This is a genomic window from Heyndrickxia sp. FSL W8-0496 (assembly GCF_038007825.1).
Lineage (GTDB): Bacteria > Bacillota > Bacilli > Bacillales > Bacillaceae_C > Heyndrickxia > Heyndrickxia oleronia.
Map to the genome: position 1 here is coordinate 4,177,970 of NZ_JBBOXX010000001.1, position 17,292 is coordinate 4,195,261.

Below are 17,292 nucleotides of genomic sequence, written 5' to 3' on the forward strand. Positions count from 1 at the left end.
ACTCATCATCAAGTACTAACATACTCTATCTGCTATAAGGTGCAGCCCACCACTTAGATACTCTCTTTATAGATTTCACCTTGTTCCTTCGAGGTCCATTCATTAAATTTCTTCTTGCTAGGTTCTCAACTCCCCTAACTCTCTGTATTGAAGCTATATTTAATTACTACTCCTCATCATAGGACATTGTAGTTATGATTTTAATGTATAAATTATATAAACATATGATTCAATAGTCAAATCAATTTCTTATTCAACTATTCAATCCCTTTAGTCGGATTAAAAAAATGCCATTCTCAATTCAGAGGGGCTATTTCTTATTTTACTAACGCCATCGTTTATTCAATGTATCTTCTTTTGGATTTCCAAACGAGTAAGCAATATAGCAAAGAACACTAATACAGAAAGGCTAAATATAGTACCAGTTACTGCCCAATTTATTTCTCCGTTACGAAGCATACTCACAACTATAATTCCTGCAAGAACACCTGCGATTAGGCAAAAATATGCTTTTGATATTCTAGCCACGTTATCACTCCTAAACAAAATTGATCAAATTGAAATATATTCCTTAAATTGTAACATTTTGTATTTTTTAAGTAATTCATTATAAACTAAACTGCATCGTTTGTTCAATAATGTAATCTTATCGGTTTGAGATTATTAAAAACTAATAAGATTCCAATAATTTTCGATATTTTTTCACCTTGTATCCAGATAAAACTTTTTCATTAATATTAGCTCTGTATGACGTCTACGGTAATATATGTATTGCTATAAAAAAGCATATTAACATTTTTCACATCCCATAATTTCCCAAATTCATTAATGGGAACTTTTCGATTATAGCTCTTCTATCATCATTACAATTCACCAGTTGACTTAATGATTCCGAAAGGTAAATATACTCCGTGTCATATCCTACGACAGGAACAAAATGCAAATTATTACGATCTTTATGTACTTTAATAAAAACAATTACAGGAATTCCTTTACTAACTTCGTACTTTAATGAATTAATATTTCCTTTATAATAGATTGTTTTAAACCCCTTTTCTCTTAACACTGTACGAATTCCCTTCGGATATACATTGCCCGACTTCATTTTACTAGGGAAATTAGTATATAACTCATCACCATCGGCCTCCATTCCAAAATGGCGCAACACATATGCCGTTGAAAATGCTGCACACTCCCTATTGTTTTGTATATCTATTCTATTATTTCGTTTAATTAGATAGTTAGTTGGATAATCTCTTTTTCGAAAAATAGGTATGGGTAATGTCATTAAATACGCATTAATGATAATTGATATAATCATCCACAAAATAGCTGTTCTAACGATAAACATACTACTTCTCCCCCTTGCTTTGCGTCTTTAAGAACATTTCATTACAACCCCACTCAATTTTAGCATAAATATCCAATTTATTTATTGTATTTTATCCATTAAGTGGTCGGATTGCGAAACAAAAAAAACCTGGATATGATACAGGACTTTTAATCAAATTTTATTACAGATTATCAACCTTTTTTATCATTTTCGAACTTTATTTTAAATGACAATCTGTTTAGTGATTATAAAATATCTATTGATATAAAGGTGTTTACATTCAAAATGAATAATAAAGTTGTTTAATTCTTCTTCAACGAAAGCACCTTATCGATTATAGTGTAATTCTTCACTTACTTCTTTTTAGATATTGATTTTAATTAGCGACAGAATAAACATATACTTCTTTTCCCCATTTATTTATAGTTTTCATCACCTGCATACCAATCCGTTCAGCAACTTTAGTTGAAGGAATATTGTTTACATCGGGCAATGAGACCATCCTATTTAATTTTAATTGTTCAAATCCGTAATTCTTACACGCTAAAGCTGCCTCTGTAGCATATCCATTCCCCCAGACACGCCGTACAAATAAATAACCTATTTCCATCTCCTTTACACCATCTACTTCCTGAGGTACAATTCCACATTGTCCAAGAAATTCTCCAGTCACTTTATCTTCTACTATCCATAAACCTACCTCATATTTATCATAATTTTTCTGGGTCCATTCAATCCATTCCATTGTTTCACTTTCGTTTTTGGTTGAAGGATAATACCTCATTGCTACTGGGTCTGAAAAGATTTCCATCAAATTATTAGTATCATCTTTAGTCATTCGTCTTAAAATTAACCTTTCCGTGCATATTACTGGATTGTCCATTCTTCAATCCTCCTACGATTATCTCCATGTGATATCTACATAATTAAACTTATATACTTTAGTTGGTCCTTATTCCATTAACCTGCTCCTCTTATTCAATAAGAAAAGAACATTCCTTATTAAAGGAATGCCTCCGTTAGTTGCACAACCATTATTTTATTAAAAGGCTATGTTAATTCTTAATGTTGATTTTCATACAAAACTATAACCGCCCTTGTTATGATTGGTTTATTAAACTATCGTTCTCCGTTAGCGGACCACCATGTTAGACTATTTCTCCAACTCATAACGGGCCGCGATAATGCCCGACTTGAGCGTTCGGCTGGAAAGCAGCTTGAGCCTGATTTTCTCTCCGTCGCCGTCGAAAACCGATTTTCCGCCTCCCAGGACGACTGGACAAATTGTAAGCAGGAATTCATCGATCAGGCCAAGCTTAAGCAGCGTCTTCGCCGCTCCCGGGCTGCCGAAAATAACGAGATTTTTGCCAGGCTGCTCTTTGAGTACCTTGATTTCCTCTGCAATATTGTCCTTGATTAGCATCGTATTGTTCCATTCCACCTTGTCCATCGTGCTGGAAATGACGATCTTCTTAACATCTTGTAGCCATTTGGCATGCTCCATATCGTGCCTCGACGCATTCGGATTGTCCACCTCTGTAGGCCAGTAGCTCTCCATCATGCGATACGTCGTCCGTCCGTAAACGGGAGCTCCGACTTCGGCAACGACCTCCTCGGCGTATTTCTCTAATTCCTCATCGTACGGAATCCAATCGAGTCCTCCGTTCGAATCCGAAGCATACCCGTCCAGTGATACATGCATGAACAATACGAGTTTTCTCATGTCCGTTTCTCCTCCGATTTCGCATTTATTTTGTTCGATTTTTTTGGCCGTTGACCCGCGTTTCATCCTGCTGTTACGTCCATTATAAACCATTACGTTATGTAAGATACAAGCAGAAATCTGAATTTTTAAAATAAAGCAATATTGCGCAAATCTGCCCCTTTAATCGAATAAGAAAAAGCCACCAAATTGGCAGCTGGATTTTAATTTTAAACTCTTTCACCCTTATTTCATTAATAATCCTTTAGGTCTTCATCAATTTTTGGAACAAAAAGTTTGGATGTACTTTTTTAAGTCATGCCTATATATTTCGGTATATGAATCATTCGTGTAGTCTTTAATTATATTTCTCCAAAATTGTATTGCTGGTTCATTTAAAGCCATCTGAGCAACTTTCCAATTTGCATTATAAAGATTAAATGCTTTTATTGCTGCCTCTTTTCCAAATCCATTCCTTCTATATTTCTTAAGAATCATAAAGTCATAAATTACATGTGTCGGGTCAGGGTCAACATCATCGTTTTCAAATAAAACAACTAGAAAACCTATAATTTTCCCATCGTAATTTATAAAGAAGGGATTCCATCGTGGGTCTTGCCAGAAATACTCTAAATCCACATTATATAATCCTTGCCTATTTATATCTTCCTGTGTAAATTCGCTAAAATCATAATTATAAAACTGATACATATTCTCCAAAATATGTTTATTTTCTTTAGACACCGAAATAAGATTAATCAATTATTTATCCTCCAGGTAGAGAGCATACAAAAATAGCCTTTTAAAAAATCTTAAAACCAAGCCAATATATTTTTTACGAATAGAATGCACAGTAGTTCCAGAATGTTTTCTTGTTAAACTAAGCTGCCCTTTTAGCATTGTAAGAAAAAGGGATCGCCGCACCAATTTCTTCTTTTACCAAGGCCCCCGATAATCTAAGTAAGCTACTTCACAAACTACTATTTTTCTATTAAAACATCGAACTCTTTAACAAAGACTGCATTTCCAGTTATCTCTATGACATAATTATCTTCATTATTAGAAACTCGTACCATTACCCGACCATTTTTACCAATTTCCTGCCCCTGCTCTACAACAAGGTTTAGTGATTCTTCAAAATCTCTTTTTATATATTTTGCAAAATATGCACCCATTACCCCAGAAGCAGTTCCCGTAACTGCATCCTCTATAGTACCTGAGAAAGGTGAAGAAAAGTGTCGGGCGTGCATGTCGGCATCCGAATCATAGGTTTCTAAACAAAACGGATGAATTGATGCTTTTGGCATTTCTTTTAATATAGAAGGAAATAACTTGTTATTTGGTTTCATTTTCTTAAATGCATCAAGTGTTTTTATTGGAATTAAAAGTGTCCAAGTACCTGTACTTCCATATAAAATCGGTAATGCATCTTCAATATCCTCTTTGTTTATTCCTATTGATTTAGCTAAGTCTTCCTTTGAACCTTTAAAATCTTTAAACTGTGGTGAAGCCTGTTTCATAGTTATATATGTTTCATTATCAGTAGTTGAATCAATCTTTATTGGTAAGACACCCGCTTTTGTTTCGATTATAAAATCCGTTTTATCCCCTAATAATCCATTCGTTTTTAAAGCATAAACAGTTGCCATTGTTGCGTGTCCACAAAGGTTCATTTCGTGACCTGGTGTAAAATACCGTATCCTAAGGTCAGCGATATTAGATTTAACTGGAAAAGCAGTTTCATTGAACCCTACTTTTAGAGCAACTTCCTGCATTTCCTGGTCCGTTAAGTCATCTCCATTTAAAATAACCCCTGCTGGATTCCCTTTATTGGGTTCTATACTAAAAGCATCATAATGATAAACCTTAACCGATTTCACGAGCAGATCCCCCTCCATAATTATATGAATATATCATTCTTATTTACCAATTAAAGAAATTTCAGCATAAACAATCATTTTCTTTTTTAAACTAGCCTACCTCTTTAATCATCAACTCTTGCCACCTAAATTTAAGTGAAAATCTTCATAATTTTTGCGTATAGGCAAATCAAAAGACGCCTTCTTACTAAAGAAAGGCACGCAATAGTTGTAGATCATACATTCATGTCTTGTGAGAATAGCGCCTTCTATTGTTAAGTCCAATTTCACAATCTTTCGTTTCAAATAATACTTTTTAAGAATGTCGTTCATTTAATATCTAGCAAAAATTGATTTTTCATAGAAAGTAATATTCAATTCAAAATATAATCTTTTTACCAGTATTAAACAAAGTTTCATTAATAAAATTCATCATAATCTGAACAAAACCTTTCTATCTGCTTATCCGACAGCCTAAAGAATGTATTCTGAGATACCTCTAATACTAATGATTGATCTTTTGTTAAACCTTGATATACACCTCTGATTATTCTTCCAGTAAGTCCATGTGACATTACGATCACTTTTTCTTTATTCCGTATAGAATGCAGCCATTCTGATACTCTATCTACAACTGAATCATAGCTTTCTCCATTAGGGGAATTAAAATACCAATTGTAATTATTAGTGTTTTTCATAAGTTCTGGCCAGGATTTTTCAATTTCTATTGTGGTTAAACCAGCCCATTTACCGACAGATACTTCTTTTAATCGAGGGTCCATTATAACTTTGCTTTTATCATAACCTATAACTTCACATATAATATCAGTGCTTTGTTGTGCTCTTCCTAATGTACTGGAAATAAACTCCCACTCTCTAGGGTTGTCTATAAGCACTTTTAGCAATTTTGCATTATTTTTTACTTGTTCAATGCCATCGGACGTCAGTGACGAATCAAGTTCTCCCTGATATCTGCCTTTAACATTTAATTCTGTTTCTCCATGTCTAAGTAAATAAATAGTTTGTTTCAAAAGCATATCCTCCATTTAATGATTCTCTTAAATAAATTATAAAACCAAGTGGAATTTTCTTGGTTCAATATCTGCTTATATTCGCTCTTAAACTGCCAGTTACTTTAAATACATTTCTTAATTATTCAACTAGCCAAAAAAGTTGATTTACTCTTATTATTCAGCTCTAACCATCGTAGGTTTGGGAATGATCATTCTTTCCGCATAATTGTTTTTATTAAAGCAAAGATAAAAAAGATCAAAGGAGGATGTTTATTGAAAAAGCTGCTAATTTGTTTATTTATAACTGTAGTTTTTGGCTCTAATAATTTCTTTCTAAACAATTTTATCAATTCAACATATGCACAACAGAAACCTATCCCCTCTTATGCTAAATGGGGCCAAATTGCTATACAAAAGACAAAAGAAAAATATCCTCAAGCAAAGATTATTGATTATCTTCATATTGGGAGTGACAAGAAAGGGAATACCTCTTTAGAAAAATTCAAATTATGGTTAAAGCAAGACAACAAAGAATTTGGTGTATTTGTCGATATTTTATTTGATAGTAATACGGAACAAATAATTGATGTTAAATTCAGAGAAACAACAAGCGGATAAAGCTAATGCTTGTTGAGTGAACCTGCCCCTTTAGTTTAGTTCTAGAAAAGGGGCATCATGTGTGATGATAGTAAAATCGTTTAATTTCTTTGCAATAATGCAGATCATCGTTTGTCAATTCGAACGGTGTTTAAAATAGTTGCTTAATTTTCTCAAAATCAGCAACAGAGTTGTTAAAAACTAGAGCTATCTTAGATATCCACCATTATTAATATCAAATGTTGCACCTGTATAATGCTTGGACTTATCTGATAATAAGAAGACGACAGTATCAGCAACATCTTCAGGCATTACAGGAGTATGAATGAGTTCGTGACTTAAATATTCCTCCTTCCTCCAATCAGGAATGACGCCCATCATTGGAGTATTAACCATCGTAGGAGCAACCGCATTCACTCTGATGTACGGTGAGAAGTTCATTGCACAGCTCTTAGTTAAACCCAGTATGGCAGCTTTTGATAACCCATATATCGCATCTGAGCTACCTTCAATACCTGAGACTGAAGACATATTTACTATCACTCCTTGCCGCTCAGTTTGAAGCAATTTCTTGCCGAACATTTGCGAAAAATAAACGAATCCCTTTACATTTATATCTAAGACTTTATCAATTTCATCAATTTGATAGTCCACTATATTTTTTGCTAAATAAATTCCTGCGTTATTAACCAATCCATTTATTTCTGGATGTTCTGTTTCTATATACTGGAAGAATCCAGAAACCTCTTCGTACCTACTTACATCTAACTGATATGTATGCAAAACATTTCGGACATCTATTGATCGTTTTAAATCATTTAAAGATTCTTCATTAATATCACATGCTATTACTACAGCACCTTCTTTTAAACATTGCTTAACAATTTCTTTTCCGATTCCAGAAGCCGCACCAGTTACTATAATTTTGCTATTTTTAAGCATTTACAAAACTCCTCACGCAATTTATAAACAAACGATAGTATAGACGTTAAGCATTACCTTCTAATTAGACTAATTTGTCATAACAGGATTATTCTAAATATTACAACTCCGTTATAATTTAAGCGAATCGTAAATGAAATTCCTACGTGAAAACTTCCATTCCTTTCTGGATCAAAGCCCTATTAAATGAAGAAGAAAAAGAGCTGTTGATCTTCACTGAATCTTCAACATGTTATCAATCTACCTCAAAATTATAAGAAAGGTAGTCTAGTTATTGAGGTGTTATGGTTTAAAGGTGCTTCTACTACTAACCTGCCATTTTAAGAAAGAAAGCATCCCTTACTTATAAAGGGAAAAACATTTTAGATTAATAAAGGTATCCTAATAAATCTAACTTGCCATTTTCCCATTTTATATTACCTACCTCTTTGATCATAAGCTCATTAAATTTTTCTTCTCCTATTCCATAAGTTGTCTGATTTTCATTGTCTATTTTTAGCCACTTACATTCATTATTTACGGACTTGAATCCTGCATTTAAGTACAATTTTTGGTTATCCGCAAACAAGAGCAAAAAATCAACTAACTTCTCTTCACAGAAATCATTTATTTTAGAGAGCATTAATGAACCTATTCCCTGTGAACGCTTGATTTTCGATACACATAAGTCTATGATGCCAAGAACTCTTATAGGTTTCCCGTTTAAATTCATTACTCTATAATCCAAACCCACTTGACCGACTATTTGATTATTATCATCAATTGCAATGAACCTAAAATGGGGGAACTGTTTAAAGTAAATCCTATCTTTTGGATATTCTTCTGTAAAACACTCTATTAATAACTCCTGTAACTTAGCTCTCAATTTACTATCAATTTCATATTCATAGATTTTTTCAATTTTCAATTCGTTTTCTCCTTATCAGTTTATCTTTAGTTGAAGATCAAATTTTTTACAATATCTAAAAAACAAGAGTTACAGTTGCAACTCTTGTTTTTCTACTTCAAATTTTAATGCTTCCCATTCTTCTCTTAAAATCCCCATACGAATTGAATCATAGTACTTCCCTTCGTAATAGCGTACTTTTCGAATACGAGCTTCCATTTGCATACCTAATTTTTCTCCTACGCGAATCATACGTTCATTGCCAGACCAAGTAGTTAAACCAACTCTTACGAGAGGCAATGTGTTAAAAATATGATTAATCCAAAGCTTCAATGAACGAGTTCCTAAGCCCTTACTCCAGTTATGAGCTTCATGTAAAACAATACCTATTTCCAACCATCTGTTTTGATCATCTTCAAAGTAATAAGAGATAATACCACAAACGACATCATCAACACAAATAACCCAAAAATTATCTTTACCAACCCAAGTTGTACCAGTTTTAATAAATTGTTCATATGGCATAGACTTATGAGGAAAATATGGAGCGTCCCATTTTTTCCACTCCGGTGCATCCTCTTTATAGATTAGCTCCCATAGTCTTAATAAATCTCTTTCCTCAATCGGGCGAAGTAATAATTCTTTATCAAAATACATAAACATCCTCTTTTCATATATTAGTAGATTCTTTGGATTGAAAAGAAGAATAGACTACCTTTACTTTTCAATCACCTTGCTGAATTGAAACTTTTTCATTCGTATCACACCTTTCTAAATATTAATTTAATTATAACAATTCAATGAGCTGTATTAAACTATATACTTACTACCCCAACCCTTTAGCACAAAAAGAAAAGCTGATTAACTCTTGTTATTCAGCTCTAGCCACTTTTAGTTGAGTAAATTTTTTTCAAGTATGATTTTATGTAAACCTTTTTTATCCGTATAAGTATCTATTACATCAAAACCATTTTTAATGTTTAGAATTAACATATTACGCCATTTATTCATTGTTTTTGTTTGAACAACCTTATAGCCATTTTCCTTTAAATATTGATGCTGCTTTTCCATTAACATGGAAGCTATCCCATGTTTTCTATAATTAGGATCCACTCCACCTAACCAACTATAAAATTTATTCTTATCAATTGCATATCCAATTTTATAGCCAATAACTTTTTTGCCATCTATTGCAGTAATTACTAATAATTGAGGTTTACTTGCCATTTTGTTAATCAAGTCGTCAGTAGTACCGAATATATCTTTATGTAATTCTAAAATTCCATTTAAAACATCAACATCAGGTATTGAATTGAGAATAAAGTACTCAAATTTCAAGTAAAATCCCCCTTTATATATATTCCTTAAATTTATTTATTCAATCTATCTTAAACAAAACCGCCCCATTCCTTATAATAAAGAAAGAGCATCCCTTATTAAAGGAATGCCTATAAAAGTAAGAATCTTCACACTCTTTTGTGTAGGAGCATAAAAAAAGAGGCTTTTTTTATGAGCATAATTCAGCACATTTTTTTGCTTCGTTTCATAACTATTTGATTTTTAATATTATTTTCCCTTTCGCCCTTCCTGACTCCGCATATTCGATCGCTTTTTGAGCATCATCAAAAGGGAAAACTCTATCAATGATAGGTTTGATTTTACCAGTCTCAATAAAGTTTGCGATTATACGTAATTGTTCTCCACTTGGTTTCATAAACAAAAACGTATATTGAACATTATACTTTTTTTCAAGCGCAGTCAGTTTATGACTTGCTATTGAAAACAACATTGTTTTAAAAAATCCGGAACCATATTCTTTACCGAAACGAGCATTCGGTAATCCCGATACGGAAACAACTTTTCCTCCGCTTTTTATCACTTCAAATGACTTTTCGAGTATCTCGCCCCCAAGTGTATCAAATACGGCATCATAATTTTTCAGTATTTCTTCAAATTTTTCCGTCTTATAATTTATAATTTCATCTGCACCAAGAGATTTTACTATATTAGCCCCTGCTTCACTGGCAGTCGTTGCAACAGTGGCTCCCATTAATTTAGCCAGTTGAATAGCAAAGGTACCAACCCCACCAGCCCCAGCTTGAATTAAAATTTTTTGTCCTTTTTGTAATTGTAAAATGTCTGTTAGGGCTTGATAGGAGGTTAGTCCAACCAATGGAATCGATGCTGCTTCTTCAAAGCTCAAATTTGTAGGTTTTAAGGCGATGTCATCTTCATGAATAGCGATATAATCAGCAAAAGTACCGATCTTACTCTTACGTGGACGTCCATATATTTCGTCACCGACCTTAAAACGAGTCACTTTGGCACCAACCTTTGCAACGACACCAGAAAAGTCATTCCCTAAGATAAGAGGCATTTTATATTTAACTAGCAATTTTACTTTCCCATCGCGCAGCTTAAAATCAATCGGATTAATACTAGCTGCATGAATTTCTGCGAGTACCTCATATTCACCCATTTCAGGTGTGGGCATTTCTGCCAATCTCATTGGAAATTTCCCATACCTATCGATAACCATTGCTCTCATAGCCTATACCTCCAAATCATATGTGTTTAAATTCCATCATTTCCATAAAAGTTTTGCATGAACTTATCAATATCCAACACAAGTGTTCTTAATAAACTTAATTCTGTACGTACATTTATATAATAAAAGTTTTTTGTCCCTTCTTTACGCATAAAAACAATACCTGCATCTCGTAAAACCTTAAGATGATGGGATACAGCAGGTCGAGAAAGATGTGTTTGTTCAGTGATTTCACCCACACGTAATCCTGTTTGACAATCCGTCCCCATTAGAACTAACAGGATCGACTGACGTGTTTCGTCACCAATTGCCAACAATACTTTTTGACAATTAATAAAATCCTCTTTGATCATATTTAGTTGGTCCTGTTTATTCATTCAGTATAATACCTCCAATAATTAGTTTATTGGTTTAAGTTGATAAACCATATAGCCGAATACAACAATATCCTATTGTTAGGTTAAGTGCAATATTGAGAAAGCAAATCGAGACGAATACACATAGAGGGGAGGAACTGCTTGAAAAAGGGGCCTATAATTGATGATTGTTCTAAAAAATAATGCAACTTTAGTATTCCACTTGATCCTCTAATTCGAATAAACACTAGATGAGTACTCTAGGGGTCTTCTAAAAAGAAAAAGCCTGAATCATATAATCAATATATTTCGATTCAGGTGGTATTTGTCTATTTTATTTATAGTTATGGCCAGATTGTGGAATATGAGTTCACCTTACCTAAACAAAGAACTACTCATCTTACACTCTATTTAAAAGTTGCTCTGTTGTAAGTATTGTAGCGAATTCTTCATTTAAAGTTGCTAGGGAAATATTATGTATCGTCTCTGCATCATAATAGTTATCATTTTGGTCGGTAATACCAAACGCTGCTGTTGCATCTGAAATAAGATATGTATTAAAACCTAAATTCCCACTCATTCTTGTAGTTGTAGATACACAGTGTGGGGTAGTCAAACCAGTTATTACCACCGTCGTAATATCATTTAATCGGAGAAACTCTTCTAAATTTGTACCAATAAAACTACTATTAACTTTCTTGTTTATAACAACTTCTCCTTCAATAGGCGCAACCAATTCTTTTATAGCAAATCCTTCATTGTTCGGATGAAAAACAGAATTAGGATTATCGGACTTGTGTTGAATATGTATTACTTGCCAACCTTTGTTCCTCCATAATTCTAGTATCCTACAAATATTTTCCTCTGCCATTAGATTGTTTCGTTCTCCCCATTTTTTATCATCAAAAGCTCTTTGTACATCTACAATGATTAATGCATTATTTTTGTTATCCAAACTAATTCCCCCTAACTCCTTTGCATTACAAAGAAAGATCCTTCTACTGAATCATTGTATAGTTTTTAACGTTTTATTATATGAACTCAAATTATTGATAGAATATATTAGAAATCAAATCTGTTTTGAGAATTCTCCTAAATGAAATATTTTTTCAGTGCACCGATCTGTCTCAGGTTTCACTTTGTTTTACAATACTCACAAACATATCTTGTTTAAAGTTCGCCTTACTCGTTCTTTTAATAAGGTACTTCCTTGTACTAACGAATTAATCATAATATATATAGTTGATAAATTACATTATGTCGTTAACGTATAAGCATCCATTTTCCTTAATTATTAATAGAATTAGGAGCATTTACTTTAAAAATCAAGATATATCTTAAAAAAATATCAAACACTCTCTTTTGTTACCGGGCACATCCTTTTTCCTCCTTCTCGGTAATCAATCGCTCTCTTTAGTTACCCTGCACTCCCTTTTTCCTCCTTCACGGTAATCAATCACTCCCTTTCGTTACCGTACACATCCTTTTTCCTCCTTCTCGGGTAATCAATCGCTCGCTTTAGTTAACCTGCACATCCTTTTTTCTTCTTCACGGTAATAAATCGCTCGCTTTAGTTACCTTGCACTCCCTTTTTCCTCCTTCACGGTAATCAAACATTCCCTTTAGTTACCGGGCACTCCCTTTTTTCTCCTTCACGGTAATCAATCACTCCCTTTTTTCTCCTTCACGGTAATCAATCACTCCCTTTTGTTACCTTGCATAACCTTTTTCCTCCTTCTCGGTAACAAATCCCACTGTTTGGTTACCGCTTATTTATTCAAATTTTACTTTTAAGTAACAACAATGTTTGAGAAAAAAGCCAAAATAAAAAAGACCCGTTCTAAATAAACGCGTCACTATTGTTTTACACTCAAACTAAAAATTGTAACCATGTATCACCAAGATGGAGGTGGCCATGCTCCAATTATTCGCCGAATCAGAGCTACCTGTCCGGTATGATAACTGTTGTGCGTCATAAGCGTGGCTAAAATGACACCACGAGTCCTTTCCAATTTCGTATCCTTCATTTCATTTAAGTCTTTTTTTGCTTCGTTTTCAGCTTCCTGTAGACCTTTACTGAATTGAACAATAGCGTCACTCCACTCGGTTTCATTTGTCGGAGCTATCGCAACGGGCCATGAGTCTTCATCATGTTCTGGATGAACAGGTACACTACCCTTAAGGTAGGTAAGATAAAAATCTTGCCAAAAAATCATATGGTTTAGAACCTGCCACACTGAATATGGACAGTTTGCAGGTTTTATCCCAACTGTATCCCACTGTAAACCCTCAAACACCTCCAACGGATCAGCATGAGCATTTCCCCCATGTAACCCGCCTTCAAAAAACTTAGATGGCATATACTTCCCCTCACTTTTAATAAATTGAAAAAGCTTTTTACTATTTTCCTCCTCCCTCAATTGATCTCTTTAAGGTAATAGATTCAACAAAAAAAGCACTAATCCTGCATGAACTGCATCCCAATTGTTAGTCACGAATTTAACAATTGAAGGTACAGTTCATCTTCGATTAACGCTCCCTTTTAGGTATAAACAAATATGTAGATTACGCAAACAATTTTCTATCAAGGTACGAATCATTTAAAGCCTTTGTATATGTGTTTTGTTAAAAGAATCTTGATATTTCAACCCAAAGCCAAATAGTCGATCCATAAATATATGAGATAACCAGATGATAGATATGATTAGTAAATAATCCTTTGAAAAGTATAAGTAACCTAATGCTAAAAGTATGGGTAAAATAAAACTGTGTCCAAAATTATAAATATTTGCACCTATTTTATTATTAATTGCATAACCAATCATTGTAATATCAGGAACGAGTAAAAGTACAAAAAACAGCCAGATTGGAAAGTCTAGCTGTATATAAATATAAAAAGAAATGGCAAGGGCAAATCCGTTTTCAATACGAACCATTTGATTAATAGTCATGATATTCCCCTCTTATAAATACTTTTGAAAAATTCTACTAGCAAATCTTCGATAACCTCTTTGTTTTCTAAATATTTCTCCTCATTTACTAGTTCTTTAACGGTTTGCACTACTTTTAATGCTTGTTGATAAAACTGAATTTTCTCCTCAAGTTTCATTATTTTTTGATTTAATAACAATACTGTTGAATTGTTACATTCTGTTGATATTGATTCGTCTCTTAATATAAGTAATTGTTGAATCTCTTTTATTGTAAAACCTAATTGCTTTAATACCATGATAAGTTGTAGCTGTTTTTCACATTCTTCATCATATTCCCGGTAACCATTTTCACGTCTTTTTGGTTTCAATATGTTCTCTTTTTCATAATAACGAATTGTATCAGCTTGAATAGAATATTTGTTAGCAAAATCTTTGATTTGCAAATTAACCACCCTCCAGTACATACACCATAACATTGGAGTAAACTCTAAGGTCAAGAGTAAAAAAATCCCCATTAAAATGAATTCCCTATTAATCCTTACCTACTTGAATAAAAAAAGAGCGTTCCTTATTAAAGGAATGCCCCCGCTCGAAGTTCCATAGAATTCCCTTTTAATGACCGTAATGCTCAACAAACCTTTTAAGTTCTTCTATTGTTGGTGGTAAAAAAGTTTGGTCACTTTCTATTTCAAATAGCAATTCATTATCTAAGTATGCTTGTTCTTTATAATAACCCTTTAAAACGACCTGACCAAGTTGATAAAATATAACTTCTATCTTGAGAGAAGCTTCATAATTCCAAAAAATAGCCTTCCCTTTAAGGTTCCTATAACAATGATCTAATTGCTTATAAAATTCATAGACTTCACCAGTGGTAAACCAGGTTTTGCCTAATACATAATAATTTCCACTCTTAATTTCAACAATCCCTTCAGCATCATATCCACCACATTGGTTTGTATTCTGTAGAAAATCACTAGCCTTTTGTAGTTCCATTCGGATAAACCCTTGATTGCCTTTAATCGTAAATTCTTGCATAAATCCAACTCATTTCCGAAAAAGATACCTAGCAGTTTAACATTAAAATCTCTTTTTATCATAGTAATCACCAGCATTCCACTTATGGGGAGGGATTAAATGGTTTGGATAAGTAATCGTCTGCACCAGAAGCTAGTCCCTGAATTTTATCTACAGCTTCCGATTTTGCCGAAAGCATAATAATGGGCATATTTCTTTCTTGTCTAATCTTCATACATGCTTCTATTCCATCCATGTTCGGCATCATTATATCTAATATAATGAGATCAAACTCTCTTTTTTCCAATAGTTTTAGAGCTTCAATAGCATCTTCAACCTTTTGAGTGCGCATACCTTCGTTTTCTAAATAAACGGAAATTAGATTTCTAATATCTTTGTCATCATCAACAATAAGAATTTTAGACTCCATATTATCCCTCCATATTCTTTTGTGGATTAGAACAGTTAAAGACATAGGCTGGTGGCAAATTTCTAATCTCTCTATTCACATGAATTTTAGTAAAAAACTGTTCAATAAAAGCCTTTTTACATTTAGTGTATTGGAAAGTAATGAATTCTCCATCCTTTTTTAAAATTTTAGTGGTATTTGTTAAAATTTTTTGGGAAATGTTTTTTGGCAAACTTGCAAAAGGAAGACCAGAAATAACATAGTCTGCATAAGGAATATGATAGTCCTTTAAATAATTATGAATATCTTCTGCGGAACCATTTATAATGAATAAGTTCTTTTCCATTTTAAACTTTTCTCTCAAAAGTAAGTAAAATTCCTTATTGTATTCCACCAATACAATAATGGTCTCTGGGTTTCGCTTTTCGAGCAGCTCCTCTGTGAATACACCGGTACCTGGTCCATACTCGATAATGTATTTAGCTTTCGCAAAATTAATTCTTTCTACCATTTTATCTCCAAGAAATTTGGAACTAGGAAGTATTGCACCAACTGTTCTAGGATTAACTATATATTGAAATAGGAAAAACAATCGCTTCATTGATAATCACTCCATTGATTTGAATTGATAATCCTACTTTAAAATCCAAATCTGAAGAAAAAGGAGTAAAAATCCTTAAGAATTCTTAACTTTTGATAAAACATAGTGCCTAATATGAGTTTTTTTATGAATAAAGTCTATCTTCTTGTAAAAAATAGATGAGCAAAATAAAGGGAGATACTGTCCTTGAAAATATGGATACATAATCTAATAGATAGCTGTTTACATTTGAGAGAATTGAAAAAAAATCTAAAGAGATTATGATAACATTCTTCTGAACGAACAAGTTGAAGAACGATAACAAAAAGGACTGTCAAAGCAGTCCATAATAAATTATTTATTTAATGCCTTTCTTAAATGAACTACATTATTCGGATTGATTGCCCATTTTTCCATTAGCTCCACTTGTCTCTTTTTTAAGTCCTCGAACGGTTCCTCAATTATATCGACTTCATCAAATCTTTCTTCAAAGACATTTGCTGCTTTTATTTTTCTGTACCCTCCAAAGCCTAAATCATCATTTAATAGCCATACCACTTTTTTTATATTTGCGAACAATATACCACCTGTGCACATTGGACATGGCTCTAAGGTTGTATATATTGTAAATTTTTCTCGTTTAACTTTCGCATTTAAAATGGCTTGACCAGCATTTCTAATAGCATCGATTTCTGCATGGGCTGTCGCATCTTGATTTGGATGAACGCGATTTCTCCCTTTTGCAATTAAATTATCACTCTCATCAACAATAACAGCTCCAATTGGATAAGTATTCTCCTTCAAAGCTTGCTCCGCCTCTTTAAGTGCTATTTCAAAATAATATCTATCATTATCCATATTGAGTTTCACCTCTCACAAATTTAGCTATTACTTATAATTTATCTATAATTGATTTATCTCCTTCTTTCAGAAAATGCTTCTTTGAATAAAAAAGAGCTGCTGATCCTCACTAGATCTCCAACTCTTACCTCTTCTAAGTAGGTTAAAAGTATTCGGCAAATAGTTTTAACAAATATTTGTGATGTAGGGGGAAGTTTAACTTATATTAGGGGTAACGCCAGAACCTCGGAAATCTTTACAATAAGCGAATTTCAAC

Annotated in this window: 21 protein-coding genes, 1 pseudogene and 1 other annotated feature (1 of these 23 running past the window's edge); of the genes and pseudogenes, 1 reads left to right on the forward strand and 21 read right to left on the reverse strand. The window is 33.1% G+C overall.

All coding sequences use genetic code 11. The features are described from left to right. Positions 1 to 189 (reverse strand) — a binding site (T-box leader) (it extends 69 nt beyond the left edge of the window). Between the two features lie 153 nt (positions 190 to 342). From NST63_RS21175 to NST63_RS21205, 7 genes are all read right to left on the reverse strand, one after another. Further along, positions 343 to 528, reverse strand: a complete 186-nt coding sequence (locus NST63_RS21175) for a hypothetical protein (protein WP_212944217.1) — start codon at positions 526 to 528, stop codon at positions 343 to 345. 271 nt (positions 529 to 799) lie between these two features. Beyond that, positions 800 to 1,351, reverse strand: a complete 552-nt coding sequence (locus NST63_RS21180; RefSeq protein ID WP_341043669.1) for a C39 family peptidase — start codon at positions 1,349 to 1,351, stop codon at positions 800 to 802. Between the two features lie 358 nt (positions 1,352 to 1,709). Then, the gene (locus NST63_RS21185; protein WP_341043670.1) at positions 1,710 to 2,216 is read right to left on the reverse strand and encodes a GNAT family N-acetyltransferase; all 507 of its coding nucleotides are present in this window, start codon (positions 2,214 to 2,216) and stop codon (positions 1,710 to 1,712) included. 270 nt (positions 2,217 to 2,486) lie between these two features. Continuing rightward, a complete protein-coding gene (locus NST63_RS21190; RefSeq protein WP_341043671.1) occupies positions 2,487 to 3,056 on the reverse strand; it encodes a dihydrofolate reductase family protein in 570 nt (189 codons plus the stop codon). Between the two features lie 255 nt (positions 3,057 to 3,311). Beyond that, the gene (locus NST63_RS21195; protein ID WP_242598195.1) at positions 3,312 to 3,797 is read right to left on the reverse strand and encodes a GNAT family N-acetyltransferase; all 486 of its coding nucleotides are present in this window, start codon (positions 3,795 to 3,797) and stop codon (positions 3,312 to 3,314) included. A 218-nt stretch (positions 3,798 to 4,015) separates the two neighbouring features. Next, entirely contained in the window at positions 4,016 to 4,915 is a 900-nt protein-coding gene (locus NST63_RS21200; protein ID WP_212944212.1) for a PhzF family phenazine biosynthesis isomerase, read from the reverse strand. Positions 4,916 to 5,313: 398 nt separating this feature from the next. After that, positions 5,314 to 5,931 (reverse strand): histidine phosphatase family protein, encoded by a 618-nt coding sequence (locus NST63_RS21205; RefSeq protein WP_341044232.1) that lies wholly within the window; start codon positions 5,929 to 5,931, stop codon positions 5,314 to 5,316. Between the two features lie 249 nt (positions 5,932 to 6,180). Here NST63_RS21205 and NST63_RS21210 point away from each other — a divergent pair, with 249 nt between their 5' ends. Continuing rightward, on the forward strand, positions 6,181 to 6,525 hold the full coding sequence (locus NST63_RS21210) for a DUF3889 domain-containing protein (RefSeq protein ID WP_212944209.1): 345 nt from the start codon (positions 6,181 to 6,183) through the stop codon (positions 6,523 to 6,525). Positions 6,526 to 6,711: 186 nt separating this feature from the next. Here NST63_RS21210 and NST63_RS21215 read toward each other — a convergent pair whose 3' ends face one another. The 14 genes and pseudogenes from NST63_RS21215 to NST63_RS21280 all read right to left on the reverse strand — a co-directional run bounded on the left by NST63_RS21215 (position 6,712) and on the right by NST63_RS21280 (position 17,033). Further along, on the reverse strand, positions 6,712 to 7,446 hold the full coding sequence (locus NST63_RS21215; RefSeq protein WP_341043673.1) for an SDR family NAD(P)-dependent oxidoreductase: 735 nt from the start codon (positions 7,444 to 7,446) through the stop codon (positions 6,712 to 6,714). Between the two features lie 367 nt (positions 7,447 to 7,813). After that, positions 7,814 to 8,353, reverse strand: a complete 540-nt coding sequence (locus tag NST63_RS21220) for a GNAT family N-acetyltransferase (protein WP_341043674.1) — start codon at positions 8,351 to 8,353, stop codon at positions 7,814 to 7,816. 69 nt (positions 8,354 to 8,422) lie between these two features. After that, positions 8,423 to 8,989 (reverse strand): GNAT family N-acetyltransferase, encoded by a 567-nt coding sequence (locus NST63_RS21225; RefSeq protein WP_212944205.1) that lies wholly within the window; start codon positions 8,987 to 8,989, stop codon positions 8,423 to 8,425. Positions 8,990 to 9,223: 234 nt separating this feature from the next. Next, on the reverse strand, positions 9,224 to 9,670 hold the full coding sequence (locus NST63_RS21230) for a GNAT family N-acetyltransferase (protein WP_341043675.1): 447 nt from the start codon (positions 9,668 to 9,670) through the stop codon (positions 9,224 to 9,226). Positions 9,671 to 9,881: 211 nt separating this feature from the next. Continuing rightward, entirely contained in the window at positions 9,882 to 10,880 is a 999-nt protein-coding gene (locus NST63_RS21235; protein WP_341043676.1) for an NADP-dependent oxidoreductase, read from the reverse strand. 26 nt (positions 10,881 to 10,906) lie between these two features. Continuing rightward, a complete protein-coding gene (locus tag NST63_RS21240) occupies positions 10,907 to 11,257 on the reverse strand; it encodes an ArsR/SmtB family transcription factor (protein WP_216386378.1) in 351 nt (116 codons plus the stop codon). 379 nt (positions 11,258 to 11,636) lie between these two features. After that, entirely contained in the window at positions 11,637 to 12,191 is a 555-nt protein-coding gene (locus NST63_RS21245) for a cysteine hydrolase family protein (RefSeq protein ID WP_341043677.1), read from the reverse strand. Positions 12,192 to 13,131: 940 nt separating this feature from the next. After that, positions 13,132 to 13,596: a DinB family protein gene (locus NST63_RS21250; RefSeq protein ID WP_341043678.1), complete on the reverse strand. Its 465-nt coding sequence runs from the start codon at positions 13,594 to 13,596 to the stop codon at positions 13,132 to 13,134. 240 nt (positions 13,597 to 13,836) lie between these two features. Continuing rightward, on the reverse strand, positions 13,837 to 14,181 hold the full coding sequence (locus tag NST63_RS21255; protein WP_169793008.1) for a DUF4260 domain-containing protein: 345 nt from the start codon (positions 14,179 to 14,181) through the stop codon (positions 13,837 to 13,839). A 2-nt stretch (positions 14,182 to 14,183) separates the two neighbouring features. Further along, positions 14,184 to 14,612 carry a MerR family transcriptional regulator gene (locus NST63_RS21260; RefSeq protein WP_071977761.1) on the reverse strand — a complete coding sequence of 143 codons (429 nt, stop codon included), beginning with the start codon at positions 14,610 to 14,612 and terminating at the stop codon, positions 14,184 to 14,186. 169 nt (positions 14,613 to 14,781) lie between these two features. Then, positions 14,782 to 15,207: a WapI family immunity protein gene (locus NST63_RS21265; protein ID WP_212944199.1), complete on the reverse strand. Its 426-nt coding sequence runs from the start codon at positions 15,205 to 15,207 to the stop codon at positions 14,782 to 14,784. 91 nt (positions 15,208 to 15,298) lie between these two features. Beyond that, positions 15,299 to 15,616 (reverse strand): annotated as a pseudogene (locus tag NST63_RS21270) (response regulator); the annotation flags it as partial. Position 15,617: 1 nt separating this feature from the next. Beyond that, positions 15,618 to 16,196 carry a class I SAM-dependent methyltransferase gene (locus NST63_RS21275; RefSeq protein ID WP_212944196.1) on the reverse strand — a complete coding sequence of 193 codons (579 nt, stop codon included), beginning with the start codon at positions 16,194 to 16,196 and terminating at the stop codon, positions 15,618 to 15,620. A 333-nt stretch (positions 16,197 to 16,529) separates the two neighbouring features. Beyond that, complete coding sequence (locus tag NST63_RS21280; RefSeq protein ID WP_341043679.1) at positions 16,530 to 17,033, reverse strand: nucleoside deaminase; 504 nt, start codon at positions 17,031 to 17,033, stop codon at positions 16,530 to 16,532. Between the last annotated feature and the right edge of the window lie 259 nt (positions 17,034 to 17,292).